General features: G+C 37.9%; 15 protein-coding genes. 11 read left to right on the top strand and 4 right to left on the bottom strand.

Going from position 1 to position 15,437, the window contains the following annotated elements:
- Window positions 1-24: 24 nt before the first annotated feature.
- Genes nusB through yajC form a run of 3 tightly spaced genes read left to right on the top strand, consistent with a single transcriptional unit; the run spans window position 25 to window position 1,792 of the window.
- Window positions 25-969, top strand: a complete 945-nt coding sequence (gene nusB, locus LGQ90_RS06910) for a transcription antitermination factor NusB (RefSeq protein ID WP_229339512.1) — start codon at window positions 25-27, stop codon at window positions 967-969.
- A 53-nt stretch (window positions 970-1,022) separates the two neighbouring features.
- Window positions 1,023-1,481, top strand: coding sequence for a DUF1573 domain-containing protein (locus LGQ90_RS06905; protein ID WP_229339510.1), 459 nt, complete (start codon window positions 1,023-1,025; stop codon window positions 1,479-1,481).
- Window positions 1,482-1,489: 8 nt separating this feature from the next.
- On the top strand, window positions 1,490-1,792 hold the full coding sequence (gene yajC / locus LGQ90_RS06900; RefSeq protein WP_229339508.1) for a preprotein translocase subunit YajC: 303 nt from the start codon (window positions 1,490-1,492) through the stop codon (window positions 1,790-1,792).
- Window positions 1,793-1,847: 55 nt separating this feature from the next.
- On the opposite strand, the gene LGQ90_RS06895 is transcribed toward yajC, so the two are convergent.
- A complete protein-coding gene (locus tag LGQ90_RS06895) occupies window positions 1,848-2,441 on the bottom strand; it encodes a YdeI/OmpD-associated family protein (protein ID WP_229339506.1) in 594 nt (197 codons plus the stop codon).
- Between the two features lie 15 nt (window positions 2,442-2,456).
- The gene (pepT, locus tag LGQ90_RS06890) at window positions 2,457-3,698 is read right to left on the bottom strand and encodes a peptidase T (RefSeq protein WP_229339504.1); all 1,242 of its coding nucleotides are present in this window, start codon (window positions 3,696-3,698) and stop codon (window positions 2,457-2,459) included.
- A 196-nt stretch (window positions 3,699-3,894) separates the two neighbouring features.
- Between pepT and LGQ90_RS06885 the strand changes: the two genes are divergently transcribed.
- The 7 genes from LGQ90_RS06885 to LGQ90_RS06855 all read left to right on the top strand — a co-directional run bounded on the left by LGQ90_RS06885 (window position 3,895) and on the right by LGQ90_RS06855 (window position 12,832).
- Window positions 3,895-4,917 (top strand): quinone-dependent dihydroorotate dehydrogenase, encoded by a 1,023-nt coding sequence (locus LGQ90_RS06885; protein WP_229339502.1) that lies wholly within the window; start codon window positions 3,895-3,897, stop codon window positions 4,915-4,917.
- 1 nt (window position 4,918) lies between these two features.
- Entirely contained in the window at window positions 4,919-5,533 is a 615-nt protein-coding gene (locus LGQ90_RS06880) for a LysE family translocator (RefSeq protein ID WP_229339500.1), read from the top strand.
- Between the two features lie 109 nt (window positions 5,534-5,642).
- Window positions 5,643-6,506, top strand: coding sequence for a hydroxymethylglutaryl-CoA lyase (locus LGQ90_RS06875; protein WP_229339498.1), 864 nt, complete (start codon window positions 5,643-5,645; stop codon window positions 6,504-6,506).
- Window positions 6,507-6,638: 132 nt separating this feature from the next.
- On the top strand, window positions 6,639-7,841 hold the full coding sequence (locus tag LGQ90_RS06870; protein ID WP_229339496.1) for a DUF4856 domain-containing protein: 1,203 nt from the start codon (window positions 6,639-6,641) through the stop codon (window positions 7,839-7,841).
- A gap of 58 nt (window positions 7,842-7,899) precedes the next feature.
- Window positions 7,900-9,012: an imelysin family protein gene (locus LGQ90_RS06865; protein ID WP_229339494.1), complete on the top strand. Its 1,113-nt coding sequence runs from the start codon at window positions 7,900-7,902 to the stop codon at window positions 9,010-9,012.
- Between the two features lie 9 nt (window positions 9,013-9,021).
- Window positions 9,022-10,386 (top strand): HTTM domain-containing protein, encoded by a 1,365-nt coding sequence (locus LGQ90_RS06860; RefSeq protein ID WP_229339492.1) that lies wholly within the window; start codon window positions 9,022-9,024, stop codon window positions 10,384-10,386.
- Window positions 10,367-12,832 (top strand): TonB-dependent receptor, encoded by a 2,466-nt coding sequence (locus LGQ90_RS06855; RefSeq protein ID WP_229339490.1) that lies wholly within the window; start codon window positions 10,367-10,369, stop codon window positions 12,830-12,832. Before LGQ90_RS06860 ends, LGQ90_RS06855 begins: the two co-directional genes overlap by 20 nt.
- A 2-nt stretch (window positions 12,833-12,834) precedes the next feature.
- On the opposite strand, the gene LGQ90_RS06850 is transcribed toward LGQ90_RS06855, so the two are convergent.
- Window positions 12,835-13,077, bottom strand: a complete 243-nt coding sequence (locus LGQ90_RS06850) for a hypothetical protein (RefSeq protein WP_229339488.1) — start codon at window positions 13,075-13,077, stop codon at window positions 12,835-12,837.
- Between the two features lie 244 nt (window positions 13,078-13,321).
- Here LGQ90_RS06850 and guaB point away from each other — a divergent pair, with 244 nt between their 5' ends.
- The gene (gene guaB / locus LGQ90_RS06845; RefSeq protein WP_229339486.1) at window positions 13,322-14,794 is read left to right on the top strand and encodes an IMP dehydrogenase; all 1,473 of its coding nucleotides are present in this window, start codon (window positions 13,322-13,324) and stop codon (window positions 14,792-14,794) included.
- Window positions 14,795-14,859: 65 nt separating this feature from the next.
- Here guaB and LGQ90_RS06840 read toward each other — a convergent pair whose 3' ends face one another.
- A complete protein-coding gene (locus tag LGQ90_RS06840) occupies window positions 14,860-15,402 on the bottom strand; it encodes an OmpH/Skp family outer membrane protein (protein ID WP_229339484.1) in 543 nt (180 codons plus the stop codon).
- Between the last annotated feature and the right edge of the window lie 35 nt (window positions 15,403-15,437).

The raw sequence follows: 15,437 nt of genomic DNA, 5'->3' as shown, positions 1-15,437 counted from the left end.
ATTTCTAAAAGTTCTTTTACAATTATGTTGACAAGAAGACATATCAGGGTTAAAGTAATGCAGTCTCTATACGCTTTTAACCAAAGCCAGAATGATAACCTTGCCACTGAAGAAAAATTCCTGCTCAAAAGTATGCAGGAAATGTATGATCTATACTTACTCCAAATTAGTCTGATCACGGAGATAAGGGAACATGCAGAAACCTATTTAGAAAAATCACAACAGAAGCATTTAGCGACCAGCGAAGAGAAAGATCCTAATCGAAAGTTTGTGGATAATCAGGTCTTCCAGATACTTAACGAGAATGAAAGTATCCAGGATGCGCTGGAAAAACATAAGATCAATCACTGGAAACAGGACGATGAATATGTGGCGATCATTTGGAATGAGATTAGAAACAGCTCTACGTACCAGGAATACATGGAAACACGCGAGAGTAGTTTTAAAGAAGATAAAAATTTTATAGTTCATATTTTCAAAGAGATCATTGCGCCTAATGATAAGCTTTACGAGTATCTTGAGGATAAAAAGCTTACCTGGGTAGATGACCTTCCATTAGTGAATACTGCGATCTTAAAATTCCTTCAGAAACTGAAAGAATCTACAGGAAGAGAAAAAAGGATCACTCAGTTGTTCAAAAACGAAGAGGATAAGGAGTTTGCCATAAAACTTTTCAGAAAGACCTACCTTAATGATGAAGATCTTTCTGAAGAAATGCTGGGTAAAACACCCAACTGGGATAAAGACAGAATTGCTGAAGTGGATATGGTGCTTATAAAAATGGCTATTTGCGAATTTTTAAAATTCACCAGTATCCCGGTAAAGGTAACTATCAATGAATATCTCGAAATTGCCAAGGAATATAGTACCCCAAAAAGTAGTATTTTCATAAATGGGGTTCTGGACAAACTATCCAAGGAATATCAAACAGACGACAAGCTAAATAAAACCGGAAGAGGTCTTATGTAGTAAAGATTTTTTATTATTTTTATCAATTAGAAATTAAACAAAATAACTTCACCATGAAAAAAACAATTTTAATGTTTGCAGCAGTAGGGGCGATGCTGTTCACCGGATGTAAAGATAATGCCTCTGATAAAGTAAAAGCTGAAAATGTCGAGGCATCTGCAGAGCGTGATGCTAAAGAAACAGTTTATCCAGAAATTACTTTTGAAGAAACTGAATTCGATTTTGGAAATATCGCCAAAGGAACGAATGTAGAGCACGTATTTAAATTTACAAATACCGGAGATGCGCCTTTAGTAATCACCAATGCAGCCAGTTCTTGTGGTTGTACTGTACCAACATATCCTAAGAATGAAACTATCGCTCCTGGAGAAACTGGAGAGATGTTAGTTAAGTTTAACGGATCTGGAAACGGACAGGTTACTAAAACAGTTACTGTATCTGCAAATACAGAATCAGGTAAAGAACAAATTAAAATCAAAGCTTTTGTAGAAGCTGACGAAAACGCTAGCTAAAAGCATATATGGATCAATTAACGCAGTTTGCACCAATTATTTTAATGTTTGTGGTAGTGTATTTTTTTATGATACGCCCGCAAATGAAAAAGGCTAAACAAGAAAAGAATTTTGCTGCCGAGCTTAAAAAAGGAGATCGGATAATCACTAAAAGTGGTATGCATGGCAAAATTGTTGATTTCAGCGAAAAAAATAATTCGGTGATAATTGAAACCGGAGCAGGAAAAATAACTTTCGATCGTTCTTCCATTTCCATGGAAATGAGTCAGAAACTCAATGAACCAGCGAAACCTGTAAAGGAGAAAAAATAAAATTTAAAGATTACTTTAATAAAAAAAGGCAGCTAGAGATAGCTGCCTTTTTTGTTTAGCAATTTTTGTACTTATCGTTTAAGCCAATTCCTTCTTTTATCATGGGAGTGATCTTCTCTAATCGCCTAATTTTTGTGGCTTCCCGTTTAGCTTCTGAAATATAATCGGCATATTCCCGCTGTTTTCCCCCGGTAAGTTGATTAAAACTTTTTTCCAGTTCGGCATCTGTCTTTAGAGCTTTGGAAAGTTCAGGAGGCATTACCAGGTCCTTTTGGGTTATGGGTTTAATTTCTTTTCCCTCTTTTTGATTCTGAATCGCTTCTTTTATATAAGGCAATAAAATTGAATTATTGATCTCATCTCCTTTTTCAAATCGTATCTGCCGAAGTGCTTTTGTTTTATCTTCCTGAGCGTTTACCAACATTGAGGTATTCTCTTTTAAGAGAGCTCCGTTGAAAAACCATATTCCAATATGGTTCTTAAATGCTCCTAAACCCACTACGTTCTTGTCTTCTAAAGTGTAGACAGGTGCGCCCCATTTAATTTCAGATTTTAAGTCGGTGGTCAGGATCATTTCATGAAGCTGTCTTAATTCTTCCTCCCAGTATGTATGGCAGGAAATATATTCTTCAGCGTTTTTTACAGCCATGATAAAAAGTTTTAGTTACTCGTATTTCTTTGCGGTTAGCTCTGCTAATTTAACGATAACTTCTGAAGCTTTCTGCATGCTTTCTACAGGAACATATTCGTATTTTCCGTGAAAATTATGTCCGCCCGCGAAAATATTTGGGCAGGGAAGTCCCATAAAACTCAACTGGGCTCCATCTGTTCCTCCTCGAATGGGCTTAATGATAGGCTTGACATTTACTTCTTCCATCGCTTTTTCGGCCAGGTCCACTATATGTAATACAGGCTCAACTTTTTCCCGCATATTCGAGTACTGGTCTTTGATTTCTATACTTATACAATCTCTTTCGTACTGAGAGCAAATTTCTGAGACCAGGTCAGACATCATCTGTTTTCTCGCCTCAAAATGGGTTTTATCATGGTCCCTGATGATATATTCCAGTACCGTTTCTTCCACATCCCCTTTAATACTGCTCAGGTGAAAGAATCCCTGGCGATCTTCAGTGTGTTCCGGGGTTTCTAATCTGGGAAGAGAATTGATGAAATCCTGAGCGATATACATGCTATTGATCATCTTATCCTTGGCATATCCCGGATGTACACTTTTTCCCAAAACCCTTACTACTGCACTGGCAGCATTAAAATTTTCGTATTCCAGCTCACCGATCTGGCTACCATCCATCGTGTAGGCCCACTCCGCACCAAATTTTTCAACATCGAATTTATGAGCGCCTCTCCCAATCTCTTCATCGGGAGTAAAACAGATCCTGATCTTCCCGTGTGGAATTTCCGGGTTATCCACCAGGTATTCCATGGCGGTAATGATCTCTGTAATTCCGGCTTTATCATCAGCTCCTAATAAGGTGGTTCCGTCGGTAGTTATTAAAGTCTGACCTTTATACTGCTCCAGGTCTTCAAAATAATCAGGAGAAAGAATAATATTTTTTTCCTTATTCAGAATAATATCTTTTCCATCATAATTTTCAATGATCTGAGGATTCACATTCGTGCCTGAAAAATCTGGCGTGGTATCAAAGTGAGATACAAAACCAATTACGGGAACCTGATGAGGTACATTTGCCGGTAAAGTTGCCATTACATAAGCATGCTCATCAATGCTTACTTCCTGCAGGCCTATATCTTTTAATTCCTGAACTAGTTTATTGGCAAGATTCCATTGCTTTTCGGTACTTGGCGTAGTATCGCTGTTGGGATCACTTTGCGTATCAATCTTTACATAACTGATGAATCTATCAATTATATGCTGTTTATTGGTCATGTAGTTAGGTTTAGGTCAAAAATACATATATAGAATGCTGCTTCAAAACCTTTTAAGTTTTCATCTGGTCAATTTTATTAATTTTTTAAGTTCAGATGCAATTCTCAATATTTAAGTATCATAATTGTTTGCTATTTAGGCTCATTTCGTATAGTTTTTTCCATTTTCATTCTATTTTTGCATAAACCTTCCAGAAATGTATAAATCACTTTTAAGACCTGCACTTTTCAAATTTGATCCTGAAGAGGTACATTATTTCACATTCAATTTTTTAAGGAAGTTTTGTAAGCTTCCAGGGGCGACTTCATATTTGAGATCAAAATTCCAGGTTGAAGATCCCAGACTGGAAAGGGAGGTTTTTGGATTAAAATTTAAAAATCCGGTGGGCCTTGCCGCAGGATTTGATAAGGACGCTAAATTATATAATGAATTATCCTCCCTGGGCTTCGGATTTATTGAAGTGGGAACCGTAACCCCCAAACCTCAGGCTGGAAATGAAAAGAAAAGACTTTTCAGACTCAAGGAAGATTCGGCAATTATTAACCGAATGGGTTTTAATAATCATGGAGTGGAAGAGATGGTCTCTCGTCTTAAGAAGAATAAGAATGTACTTATAGGGGGGAATATTGGGAAAAATAAAGTAACCCCAAATGATAAAGCCAGGGAAGACTATTTATTCAGTTTTGAGGCTTTGTTCGATTATGTGAATTACTTTGTGGTGAATGTTAGTTCGCCTAATACTCCTAATCTTCGGGAGCTTCAGGATAAGGAACCGCTAAAGGATCTTTTGAATACCCTTCAGAAAAGGAACGAACAGAAAGAAACTCCCAAACCTATATTATTAAAAATCGCTCCAGATCTTACCGATGACCAGTTATTGGATATCATCGAGATCGTTCAGGAAACAAAGATCGCCGGGGTAATCGCAACGAATACCACCATTTCAAGGGAAGGATTGAAGTCTGAGAACAAACATGAAATGGGCGGACTTAGCGGAAAACCTTTGACCAAAAGATCTACAGAAGTTATCAGGTTTTTATCTGAAAAAAGTGGAAAAGCATTTCCCATAATAGGAGTCGGCGGGATTCATACAGCCGATGATGCTATTGAAAAACTCGAAGCCGGGGCAAGCCTGGTTCAGCTTTATACCGGTTTTATATATGAAGGTCCGGCGCTTATTAAAGCGATAAATCAGAAGATACTGGAGAAAGGTCTGTAAGATGTTAGACCAGCTAATTCCTTTCTTAACCGCCTCCATTCTCCTTACTTTTTCACCGGGACCGGATATTATTTATGTACTGGTAAGGTCTATGGCTTATGGGTATAAACAGGGAATTATAACTGCTCTTGGCCTGGTAAGCGGAATTCTGATCCATACCAGTCTGGTGGCTTTTGGGGTTTCGGCAATTATTAAACAATCTGATAACATCTTTCTTTTTATAAAGATCCTGGGCGCGCTATATTTACTTTATCTGGCGTATCAGGTTTACAAAAGTGATCCCAAAATTGCTTTTTCTTCTGAAGGGATTAGTGATAAAAGTATGTTCAGTTTATTCAAACAGGGTTTTATCATGAATGTTCTCAATCCCAAGGTGGGGATATTTTTCCTGGCTTTTTTTCCAGGATTTCTCTGGGAACCAAATGGTAATACGGTAGTTCAATTCTACATTCTTGGCGCTGTTTTTATGCTGCAGGCACTTTTAATCTTTAGCGGCGTTGCGGTACTTGCTGATAAAATTTCGGTATATATAAAATCACATCCTAAATCTGGGGTATTTTTAAAATGGATGCAGGTGGTGATCTTTATATTGATAGCAGCTTTAATTCTTCTTTAATAGATTAAGAATTCAGTATCATTATTTCTGAAAATGAGGTTTGAAATTTATTATTATCAATAAATCGATATTCTTTTTCAATTTTCTCTAAAATGCTATCTTTGGGCATATGGGTAAAGTGAAGCTTATTGAGTGTCCCCGGGATGCTATGCAGGGAATCCGGGAATTTATTCCAACGGAAAAAAAGGTGCAATATATCCAATCTCTTTTGCGCTGCGGTTTTGATACCATAGATTTCGGAAGTTTTGTTTCTCCCAAAGCTATTCCTCAAATGAAGGATACCGCAGCTGTACTTTCTAAACTTGATCTTTCTAAAACTTCCAGTAAGCTTCTGGCTATAGTAGCCAATACTCGTGGAGCTGATGATGCCTCTAAATTTGAAGAAATAGATTATCTGGGTTATCCTTTCTCCATTTCAGAAAATTTCCAGATGCGTAATACGCATAAGACCATAGCAGAATCTGTGCAAGTCTTACAGGAGATCCTGAATATTGCCGATGCTTCCGGAAAAGAAGTGGTCGCCTATTTAAGTATGGGATTTGGGAATCCTTATGGAGATCCCTGGAATGTGGAGATCGTAGGGGAGTGGACAGAAAAACTTTCCGCAATGGGAGTAAAGATTTTATCACTATCTGATACGGTGGGAACTTCAACCCCGGAAATTATTGATTATCTATTTTCCAATCTTATCCCGAAATATCCAAATATCGAGTTTGGAGCGCATTTGCATACTACGCCAAGTAAATGGCATGAAAAAGTAGATGCAGCATATAAAGCCGGTTGTTATAGATTTGATGGGGCTATTCAGGGATTTGGAGGTTGTCCTATGGCTAAAGATGAGCTTACGGGTAATATGCCTTCAGAAAAGATGCTTTCTTATTTTAATGCTGCTAAAGCTGATACCAATGTCAAAATGACCAGTTTTGAATCGGCTTATAATGAAGCCTCCAAAATCTTCAATCAATATCATTAAAGAAACTTATTGCTTTTTATAAGTCTATCGGAAAAGTTTATTTAAAATTAATCTAAATAAACTTGCCGTAGCCAAAAGGGGTTTTTATATTTGCGGCCGAATATTATTTTAAACCAGTCTAAATAAAGCAATATGAAAAAGCTGTTATTTTCAGCAGTACTAGCAGGAGTCACATTAGTTTCATGTACTTCAGATGATTCCTTAAGCCCGGAAAACGAAAACGTAGAGACTCCGGCAACCTATAATTTTGAAAGAGATAATAGTTCAACCGTAGATTTTAATGGCCAGACCACAAGATTACAAATGGCTGCAGAACTTAATTCAAATTTCAATGATTTTGATAACGCCACAGAAGAGCTTTTATTAAACATGTTTGTCAATGAGAATGCTCCGTTCGAGAACGCAAGTCTTAATGAGTCTTCAAAAAGTGTAAAATCTAAAGTTGCAGCTTCAAATTTATATTTTTCAACAAATACGGTTGAAAGCACAGAGATCAAAAATGATTTCGATACTTATATTTCTGAACAAATGACCACCGTGAAATCTGCTAAAGATCAGCTTGCTGAAGCTGGAGTTCCGGGACAAATCGCAGATGGAACCAGTGAGCGTTATGTGAATGAAAAAGGTTTAGAATACAACCAGGCATTTGCCAAGGGTTTGATAGGAGCACTTTTAGTGGATCAGATCGCCAATAACTACCTTTCTTCGGCAGTATTGGATGAAGGTGATAACAGAGCCAATAACGATGCTGAAATTACAGAAGAAGGCAAAGCTTATACTACTATGGAGCATAAGTGGGATGAGGCATATGGCTATCTATATGGTGATCCTTCAATTCCTTCAGCAAATCCTAATTCAGTTTTAAATGAAAGCGATGACCGACTTTTATTCAACTACCTGGGCCAGGTAGACCGTGATGAAGATTTTGCAGGTATTGCTGAAGAAACTTTCGAAGCTTTTAAAATAGGTCGTGCTGCAATCGTAGCTGGAAATTATGAATTACGTGATGAGCAGGTGGCAATAATCCAAGAAAACCTTTCTAAAGTTGTTGCAGTTCGTGCGGTACATTATTTACAGGGCGGAAAAACAAATATTGAAGAAGGAAATTATGGTTCTGCTTTTCATGAACTATCTGAAGGATTTGGATTTATCTATAGTCTGAGATTTACCCACAATCCGTCAACCGGAGCCCCTTATCTTTCAAAGGCCCAAATTGATACTTATAAAGAACAGTTACTTTCAGGAAATGGATTCTGGGATGTGACCCCGGAAACTTTAGATGCGATTTCAGAAGAAATAGCAGCTGCTTTTGGTTTTTCAGTTAGCGAAGCATAAATAGAATAATTAGCCGGAGTTGGAAATTTTTCCACTCCGGTTTTTAAAATTTATAATAATGAAGATTTCAAGAATATTAATATTAGCCTGTCTTGTTTTTGCGGCCTGTTCTACTGAAGATGATGGCGGGAGCGAAGTAGGAGGAAATACTGATGATAATTTTGATCGGGCTGCCATGCTTGCCAACTGGGCAGATAATATCATTCTTCCTTCATACCAAAATTTAAATAAAGAAACCCAGACACTGGAAGAACTTGCAAATTCGTTTGCAGAGAATCCTGGAAGTAGTGAATTAACAGCTTTAAGAAATCAATTTAAGGTTGCTTATCTGGATTTTCAGAATGTTTCTATGTTTGATATAGGGAAAGCCGAGGAGCTGAATTATAGAAGTTTTGTGAATACCTATCCGCTGAATTCGGGTGATGTGGAATCTAAAATAACCTCAGGGAGTTATGATCTTAACTTACCATCGAGTTATGCTGAGCAGGGTTTTCCAGCACTGGACTATCTTCTTTTTGGTTTAGGATCTAACAGTGATGAAGTGCTTGAAAAATATACTAGCAATGAAAACGCTGAGAATTATAAGGCATACCTTCTGGACGTGGCAACGCGAATCAATGCACTTACAGGTGAAGTTACGGCATCCTGGGAGGGCGACTATAGAGATGCTTTTGTAGATAATACAAGTTCTTCAAGCAACGGCTCTGTAGATCGTTTGACTAATAAATATGTTATGTATTTTGAAAAGTTCTTGCGTTCTGGTAAAATTGGATTTCCTTCAGGAGCTATCACTGGATCTCCTTCGCCAATTAATGTAGAATCCTATTATAGTGAAGATTTCTCGAAACAACTATATCTTCAGGCTTTATCCAGTAGCATAGATTTTTTCAACGGGAAACATTCTGGAAATAGCCAGACAGGGGAAAGTTATAAGTCATATTTAGAAGCTCTGGATAGAGGAGATCTTGCCGATGATATTTTAGCACAATTCAATACGATCCAAACTCGTTCAGAAGAATTGGATCAAAGCCTTAGAAACCAAGTGGAAACTAATAATACTTTAATGCTGGAAGTTCACGATGAATTGCAAAAAGAGGTAGTTCTTTTGAAATTGGATATGCTTCAGGCACTTTCTATTAGCGTTGATTATGTAGATTCTGACGGAGATTAATCTGTTTAGATGAATCTTTCCATCTCAAAATATCTTAATTCTTATACGGAAGCGGCGCCACTGGCAGTTTTCAGAATAGGTTTTGGAATTATGATGTTTGCCAGTATTCTTAGATTTTGGCTGAACGGATGGATAGAAAAACTTTATATAACTCCAAAATTTCATTTTAGTTATTACGGATTTGAATGGGTGAAACCGCTTGGCGATTTCACCTATTTACTTTTTATAATATGCGGAATCGCGGCAATTTTTGTGGCGATAGGTTATAAGTATTTAATAGCTATTATCACTTTTTTCCTGAGCTTCACCTATATCGAGCTCATGGATAAGACAACTTACCTTAACCACTACTATTTTATAAGTATTCTTAGCTTTTTGCTGATCTTTTTGCCCGCTAATGCTTATTTCTCCGTAGATGCCTGGAAGAATCCCGCTAAAGCATTTCAGAAGATTCCACGCTGGTGTATTGACTCTATTAAACTTCTTCTGGGGATTGTGTATTTCTATGCCGGTCTTGCAAAACTAAATTCAGACTGGTTATTTAAAGCAATGCCCTTAAAGATCTGGTTGCCTTCCAAATATGATCTTCCGTTTCTTGGAGATCTTATGCAACAGGAATGGGTGGCTTACACTTTTAGCTGGAGCGGCATGTTATATGACCTATTTATTCCATTTTTATTATTGTACAGAAGAACCCGTTTTGTGGCATTCCTGGCCGTGATTATTTTTCATATAATGACCCGTGTCCTGTTTCCCATCGGGATGTTTCCTTATATCATGATCATTAGTGCGCTTATCTTTTTCAGCCCGAAAATACATCACCAAATTCTGAATAAAATTTCTGCTGTTTTCCGCATAGCCAAGACGAAATTTGACAATAATAGAATGCTTTTCAAAAAACCGCGAGAAAGAAAATTCATCATATCTGTAGTTGCCGCATTTTTCGTAATTCAGTTATTATTACCATGGAGATATTTGCTGTATCCGGGAGAGTTATTCTGGACCGAAGAAGGTTTCAGGTTTTCCTGGAGAGTGATGTTAATGGAAAAGGCCGGATATGCAGAATTTAAAGTGGTGGATTCGGAAACGGGAAAACGATTCTACGTGGATAATTCAGATTTTCTTACTCCTTTCCAGGAGAAACAAATGTCTTTTCAGCCGGATTTCATCCTGGAATATGCCCATTTTTTAGCGGAACATTTCAGAAAAGACGGACATAAGAATATTGAAATTTATGTAGATAGTTACGTAGGTCTCAATGGCAGAAAAAGCGCGCCCTATATAAGCCCTGACGTTAATTTGCTTAATTTCGCCGATTCGTTTGAACACAAAACATATATTTTACCCTTCGAAGATGAGATTAAAGGTCTTTAGTGTATTTTTCTTTTTCAGCCTGTTTATGAATGCACAGTATTCATTAAGCGGGAAAGTTACTTCTTCAGAATCTGGCAAACCTGTTGCTAATGCCGAGATTTGGAATAAAACAACCGGTAAGCTTGTCGTTGCAAATGAGAATGGTGAATTTGAAATTACCGGTCTCGAAGAAGGCTCCTATGTATTTGCAGTTTTTAGTTATGAGTATGAAATCCTGGAAAGGGAAGTTTTACTGGATCAAAATACCATTGAAAATTTTCAGTTATCACCTCTAGCAGAAAGTTTGAGCGAAGTGATGATCACCGATAGAAGGGAGCAACTTTTTGCACTTCGTAAACTTCGAAAAGTGGAGGGAACCGCCATCTATGCCGGAAAAAAGAGCGAGGTGGTTTTACTGGATAAAGTTTCCGGAAACCTGGCTGCCAATAATGCCAGGCAGATCTACAGTCAGGTAGTTGGTTTAAATATTTACGATAATGGGGATGCGGGCTTGCAATTGAATATTGGAGGTCGGGGACTTGATCCTAATAGAACGCAGAACTTCAATACGCGACAGAATGGTTATGATATTTCTGCAGACGTATTGGGTTACCCTGAGAGTTATTATACGCCACCGCCGGAAGCGCTTCGAGAAATTCAGGTGGTTCGTGGGGCAGCTTCCCTGCAATATGGAACTCAGTTCGGCGGGCTAATCAATTTTAGATTTAAAGAACCGGTTGAAGATAAAAAGATCGAATTGATCTCAAGACAATCGGTAGGATCCTACGATCTTTTTACCAGCTTCAATAGTCTGAGTGGGACGGTTGGTAAATTTAGTTACTATACCTACTATAATTATAAGGGAGGAAAAGGTTTCCGTCCAAATTCACAATATGATTCCCATAATGCCTTTGCGCATTTAGGATGGAAATTTAATGACAGGACTAATATCAGTTTAGAATACACGTATCTGGATTATTTGGCTCAGCAACCGGGAGGTTTAACCGATAGTCAGTTTTATAAAGATCCGGATTTTAGTAACAGAGAGCGAAACTGGTTTGATGTGAACTGGAATCTTTTTGCTTTAAAACTGGAACATAAACTTTCTGACAAGACGGATCTTAGCTTAAATGTCTTCGGTTTAAATGCGACCAGAAAAGCTTTAGGTTTCAGGCAAAATAGAGTTGCTCTTTCTGATGATCTGGAAGAACCAAGAGAATTGTTAGTAGACGATTTTTCTAATTGGGGAGCAGAAGCAAGAGTACTTACCAGATATGATTTGTTCGGGGAGGAATCAGTCTTATTATTAGGAAGTAAATATTACCAGGCTTATAACGAACAGCAGCAAGGGCCCGGAAGTATTTCGGCAGATCCTGATTTTGATTTTGCACTGGAAAGTTTTCCAAATTACGAAAGACAATCAAAATTTGAATTCCCAAATAAGAACCTTGCGTTCTTTGGGGAAAACATATTCAATATTACTAATAACTTTTCAGTAACTCCGGGTTTTAGATTTGAGTATATTAATACTCAGTCAGACGGATTCTATAAGAACATAGTAAAGGATAATGCCCAGAATACCTTACTGAATGAGACTCTTGAGGATGATCGTCAATTTGAAAGAAGCTTTGTTCTTTTAGGAGTAGGAAGTAGTTATAATTTAAATGCCTCTAATGAATTGTATGCTAATTTCTCTCAGAATTATCGATCGGTAACATTTAACGATATTCGAGTGGTAAATCCAAGTTTCCAGGTAGATCCTAATATTAATGACGAGGAAGGCTTTACTTCAGATCTGGGAATTAGAGGTCGGCTTAAGGATTTTCTTTCTTATGACGCCAGCGTTTTTGCTTTAAGGTATAATGACAGGATTGGAGAGACACTGAAACCAGAAGAGCGTGTAAATGCAGAAGGTGAGCTTAAAGAAACCGGGAGGCTGGTAAGATTTCGAGGTAATATTGGGGATGCATTTATCTATGGCCTGGAAACTTTTGCCGAATGGAACTTAAGAAACTCATTCTTTAGTGCTGCGGAAAACTACAGGTTAAGTGTTTTTGTGAATGCAGCATTCACCAGGTCTGAATATGTAGCTTCTGAAGAAGTGAACGTAAAAGGAAATGAAGTTGAATTTATTCCTGCAGTGAATTTAAAAACCGGGCTTAATTTTGGTTATAAGAACTTCCTCGCCGGTTTACAATATACTTATTTGAGTGAACAATTCACCGATGCTACAAATGCACCTCAACTAAAAAATGAAAACAATCGTGGAATTCAAGGTGCGGTACCTTCTTATGGAATTGTTGATTTTTCATCCTCTTATAGTTTTGGAAGATTTAGGCTAGAAGCAGGAATAAACAACCTTCTCAATAATTCCTATTTCACCAGAAGAGCTACAGGTTATCCCGGACCGGGAATTATTCCGGCGCAGCCAATTACATGGTATGCTACTGTACAAATTAAACTTTAGAATCAGGCTGTTGCCTGTGGGGCCCAGTGGTTGCAAAGCATTCCCGGCGCGGCTTTCTGAGGATTTGCACAGGTGGGAGAATTATATCGGCTACAATTCAGGCAGTTTGGTTCATTTTTAATAGCTGCTTTCATTTTAAAGCTATCACAGGTATGTTGATAGCCCACACTGGTTTCGTGTTTGAGACAAAAATTGTTTTTGAACCTTTCACAATTTATACAGCTGTTTCCTAATCTAATACTCATGAGCTTGTTTTTTTTTGATGTATTTAAATTTACGATAGGGACTTTTAAGAAACAATATAAATAGTTTTAGATCAGTGGTTTGAAAATTATTTTGAGATATTCTAAGCTTCATAAGTCTCTTTATAATAGGCTATTTAAGAGCATAAGAAAGTATAAGCTTGGGTTTATATTCAGTTAACATTTAAAAGCCTCGTTTTCTCACATATTAGCCTTACATTTGCATGCAATTAAATTCTTAATTGCTATGATCGCACACGATTCAAAAATTCTTGGTGACGCACTCACTTACGACGACGTACTTCTAGTACCAGCCTACTCTGAAGTTCTTCCAAGAGATGTAAACATTCAATCTAAATTCACCCGTAATATTTCAATTAACGTCCCTATCGTTTCCGCAGCGATGGATACAGTTACAGAATCCCGTATGGCTATTGCCATGGCCAGAGAAGGAGGTATTGGTGTTCTGCATAAGAATATGAGTATAGAACAGCAGGCTTTAAAAGTTCGTAAAGTAAAACGTGCTGAAAGCGGAATGATCATAGACCCGGTGACCCTTCCAATTTCTGCAAGAGTTAGGGATGCCAAGGAATCTATGAAAGAGCATAGTATTGGCGGAATTCCTATCGTAGATGAAGCTGGAAAACTTTTAGGAATAGTAACTAATAGGGATCTAAGATTCGAGAAGAATTTGAATCGGCCTATTTCAGAAGTAATGACTTCAGAAAACCTGGTGACGGTTGCAGAGGGAACTTCCTTAGATGAGGCTGAAGATATTTTACAGGAGTATAAGATCGAAAAGCTACCTGTGATTAATAAGGAGAAGAAACTTGTGGGACTTATTACATTTCGGGATATTACAAAACTTACCCAGAAACCAATGGCTAATAAAGACAGCTTTGGTAGATTAAGAGTTGCCGCAGCCGTAGGGGTTACAGGCGATGCGGTAGATAGAGCTGAAGCTTTGGTGAATGCCGGGGTAGATGCCATAATTATTGATACGGCACATGGGCATACCAAAGGAGTGGTGCTGGTGCTGAAGGATGTAAAGAAAAAATTTCCCGATCTGGACGTAGTGGTAGGAAATATTGCTACCGGGGAAGCTGCGAAATACTTGGTAGATGCCGGAGCAGATGCTGTAAAGGTTGGGATAGGGCCTGGTTCTATTTGTACAACCCGTGTAGTTGCCGGAGTTGGTTTTCCTCAATTTTCAGCGGTACTGGAAGTAGCTGCAGCAATAAAAGGATCTGGAGTGCCTGTGATCGCAGATGGGGGAATACGTTATACTGGAGATATTCCTAAAGCGCTTGCGGCAGGAGCCGATAGTGTAATGCTGGGATCATTACTTGCCGGAACTAAAGAATCTCCGGGGGAAACGATCATCTATGAAGGACGTAAATTTAAGTCTTACCGGGGAATGGGATCTGTGGAAGCTATGGAAAAAGGCTCTAAAGACAGATATTTCCAGGATGTGGAAGATGATATTAAGAAATTAGTGCCGGAAGGAATTGTAGGTCGTGTGCCCTATAAAGGAGAACTGGAAGAAAGTATACATCAGTTCATTGGTGGTATTAAAGCCGGTATGGGTTACTGCGGAGCCAAGGATGTAGAAACGCTTAAGGAGACAGGTAAGTTTGTAAGAATTACAGCTGCAGGAGTGAATGAAAGTCATCCTCATGATGTTACCATTACCAATGAATCACCAAATTATAGCAGATAACAAGTAAAGTAGATATAAAAAAAACCCACATTTTGTGGGTTTTTTTATTGACTAAAATTTTGGTTTTAATTCTCTACGGTGTTTTCAGCAGCAGGCTGTGGCTCCTTAGGTTGAATACCTAATTTATCCATTACCTTTAAAGTAATATCATCTTCAGCTCTTGAGAAGGCCAGCCCGGTGGCTCCTGAAAGAAATATTTGAGTAAAACCTTCTGCAGCTATTACTTCCTGCATGGCTTTATCAATTTTTTGATACAAAGGACCGGTTAATTCATTACGTTTAACCTGCATCATTACAGAAGCTTTCTGACGGAAACTTTTAATGTCATTTTCCAGTTCTATGATCTTGGTCTCTTTTTCTTTTCTTGCTTCTTCGTCAAGATCTTCATTAGTATCCTGATAGTCTTTTACCAAAGTTTCATATTCCTGAATGTTTGCTTTAAGGTCTCCCTGAAGCTCGGTATTATATGTTTCGAGGCTTTTGTTCACTTCGGTATTTTCAGGCATTTGTGATAGAATATAATCAGCATCTATAGTACCGATCTTAGATTGGGCATTTCCTGAAAATGCAATAAACATTAATAAAATTCCTAAAATTACTTGTCTCATTATGTGTTATTTTTTCGCAAATATAACAGGCTGAG

It is taken from the genome of Christiangramia sediminis, assembly GCF_020552705.1.
Classification (GTDB): Bacteria; Bacteroidota; Bacteroidia; order Flavobacteriales; family Flavobacteriaceae; genus Christiangramia; species Christiangramia sediminis.
The sequence above is the reverse complement of the archived record's forward strand: the minus strand, read 5'-3'. Positions and strand labels throughout refer to the sequence as shown.

Excerpts from the sequence above, each read along its gene's own strand:
- LGQ90_RS06870 (WP_229339496.1), top strand. The coding sequence starts at position 6,639 with ATGAAAAAGCTGTTATTTTCAGCAGTACTAGCAGGAGTCACATTAGTT.
- guaB (WP_229339486.1), top strand. The coding sequence starts at position 13,322 with ATGATCGCACACGATTCAAAAATTCTTGGTGACGCACTCACTTACGAC.
- LGQ90_RS06895 (WP_229339506.1), bottom strand. The coding sequence starts at position 2,441 with ATGGCTGTAAAAAACGCTGAAGAATATATTTCCTGCCATACATACTGG.
- LGQ90_RS06860 (WP_229339492.1), top strand. The coding sequence starts at position 9,022 with ATGAATCTTTCCATCTCAAAATATCTTAATTCTTATACGGAAGCGGCG.
- LGQ90_RS06840 (WP_229339484.1), bottom strand. The coding sequence starts at position 15,402 with ATGAGACAAGTAATTTTAGGAATTTTATTAATGTTTATTGCATTTTCA.
- LGQ90_RS06885 (WP_229339502.1), top strand. The coding sequence starts at position 3,895 with ATGTATAAATCACTTTTAAGACCTGCACTTTTCAAATTTGATCCTGAA.
- LGQ90_RS06865 (WP_229339494.1), top strand. The coding sequence starts at position 7,900 with ATGAAGATTTCAAGAATATTAATATTAGCCTGTCTTGTTTTTGCGGCC.
- LGQ90_RS06905 (WP_229339510.1), top strand. The coding sequence starts at position 1,023 with ATGAAAAAAACAATTTTAATGTTTGCAGCAGTAGGGGCGATGCTGTTC.
- LGQ90_RS06875 (WP_229339498.1), top strand. The coding sequence starts at position 5,643 with ATGGGTAAAGTGAAGCTTATTGAGTGTCCCCGGGATGCTATGCAGGGA.
- pepT (WP_229339504.1), bottom strand. The coding sequence starts at position 3,698 with ATGACCAATAAACAGCATATAATTGATAGATTCATCAGTTATGTAAAG.
- LGQ90_RS06850 (WP_229339488.1), bottom strand. The coding sequence starts at position 13,077 with ATGAGTATTAGATTAGGAAACAGCTGTATAAATTGTGAAAGGTTCAAA.
- LGQ90_RS06880 (WP_229339500.1), top strand. The coding sequence starts at position 4,919 with ATGTTAGACCAGCTAATTCCTTTCTTAACCGCCTCCATTCTCCTTACT.
- nusB (WP_229339512.1), top strand. The coding sequence starts at position 25 with ATGTTGACAAGAAGACATATCAGGGTTAAAGTAATGCAGTCTCTATAC.
- LGQ90_RS06855 (WP_229339490.1), top strand. The coding sequence starts at position 10,367 with ATGAGATTAAAGGTCTTTAGTGTATTTTTCTTTTTCAGCCTGTTTATG.
- yajC (WP_229339508.1), top strand. The coding sequence starts at position 1,490 with ATGGATCAATTAACGCAGTTTGCACCAATTATTTTAATGTTTGTGGTA.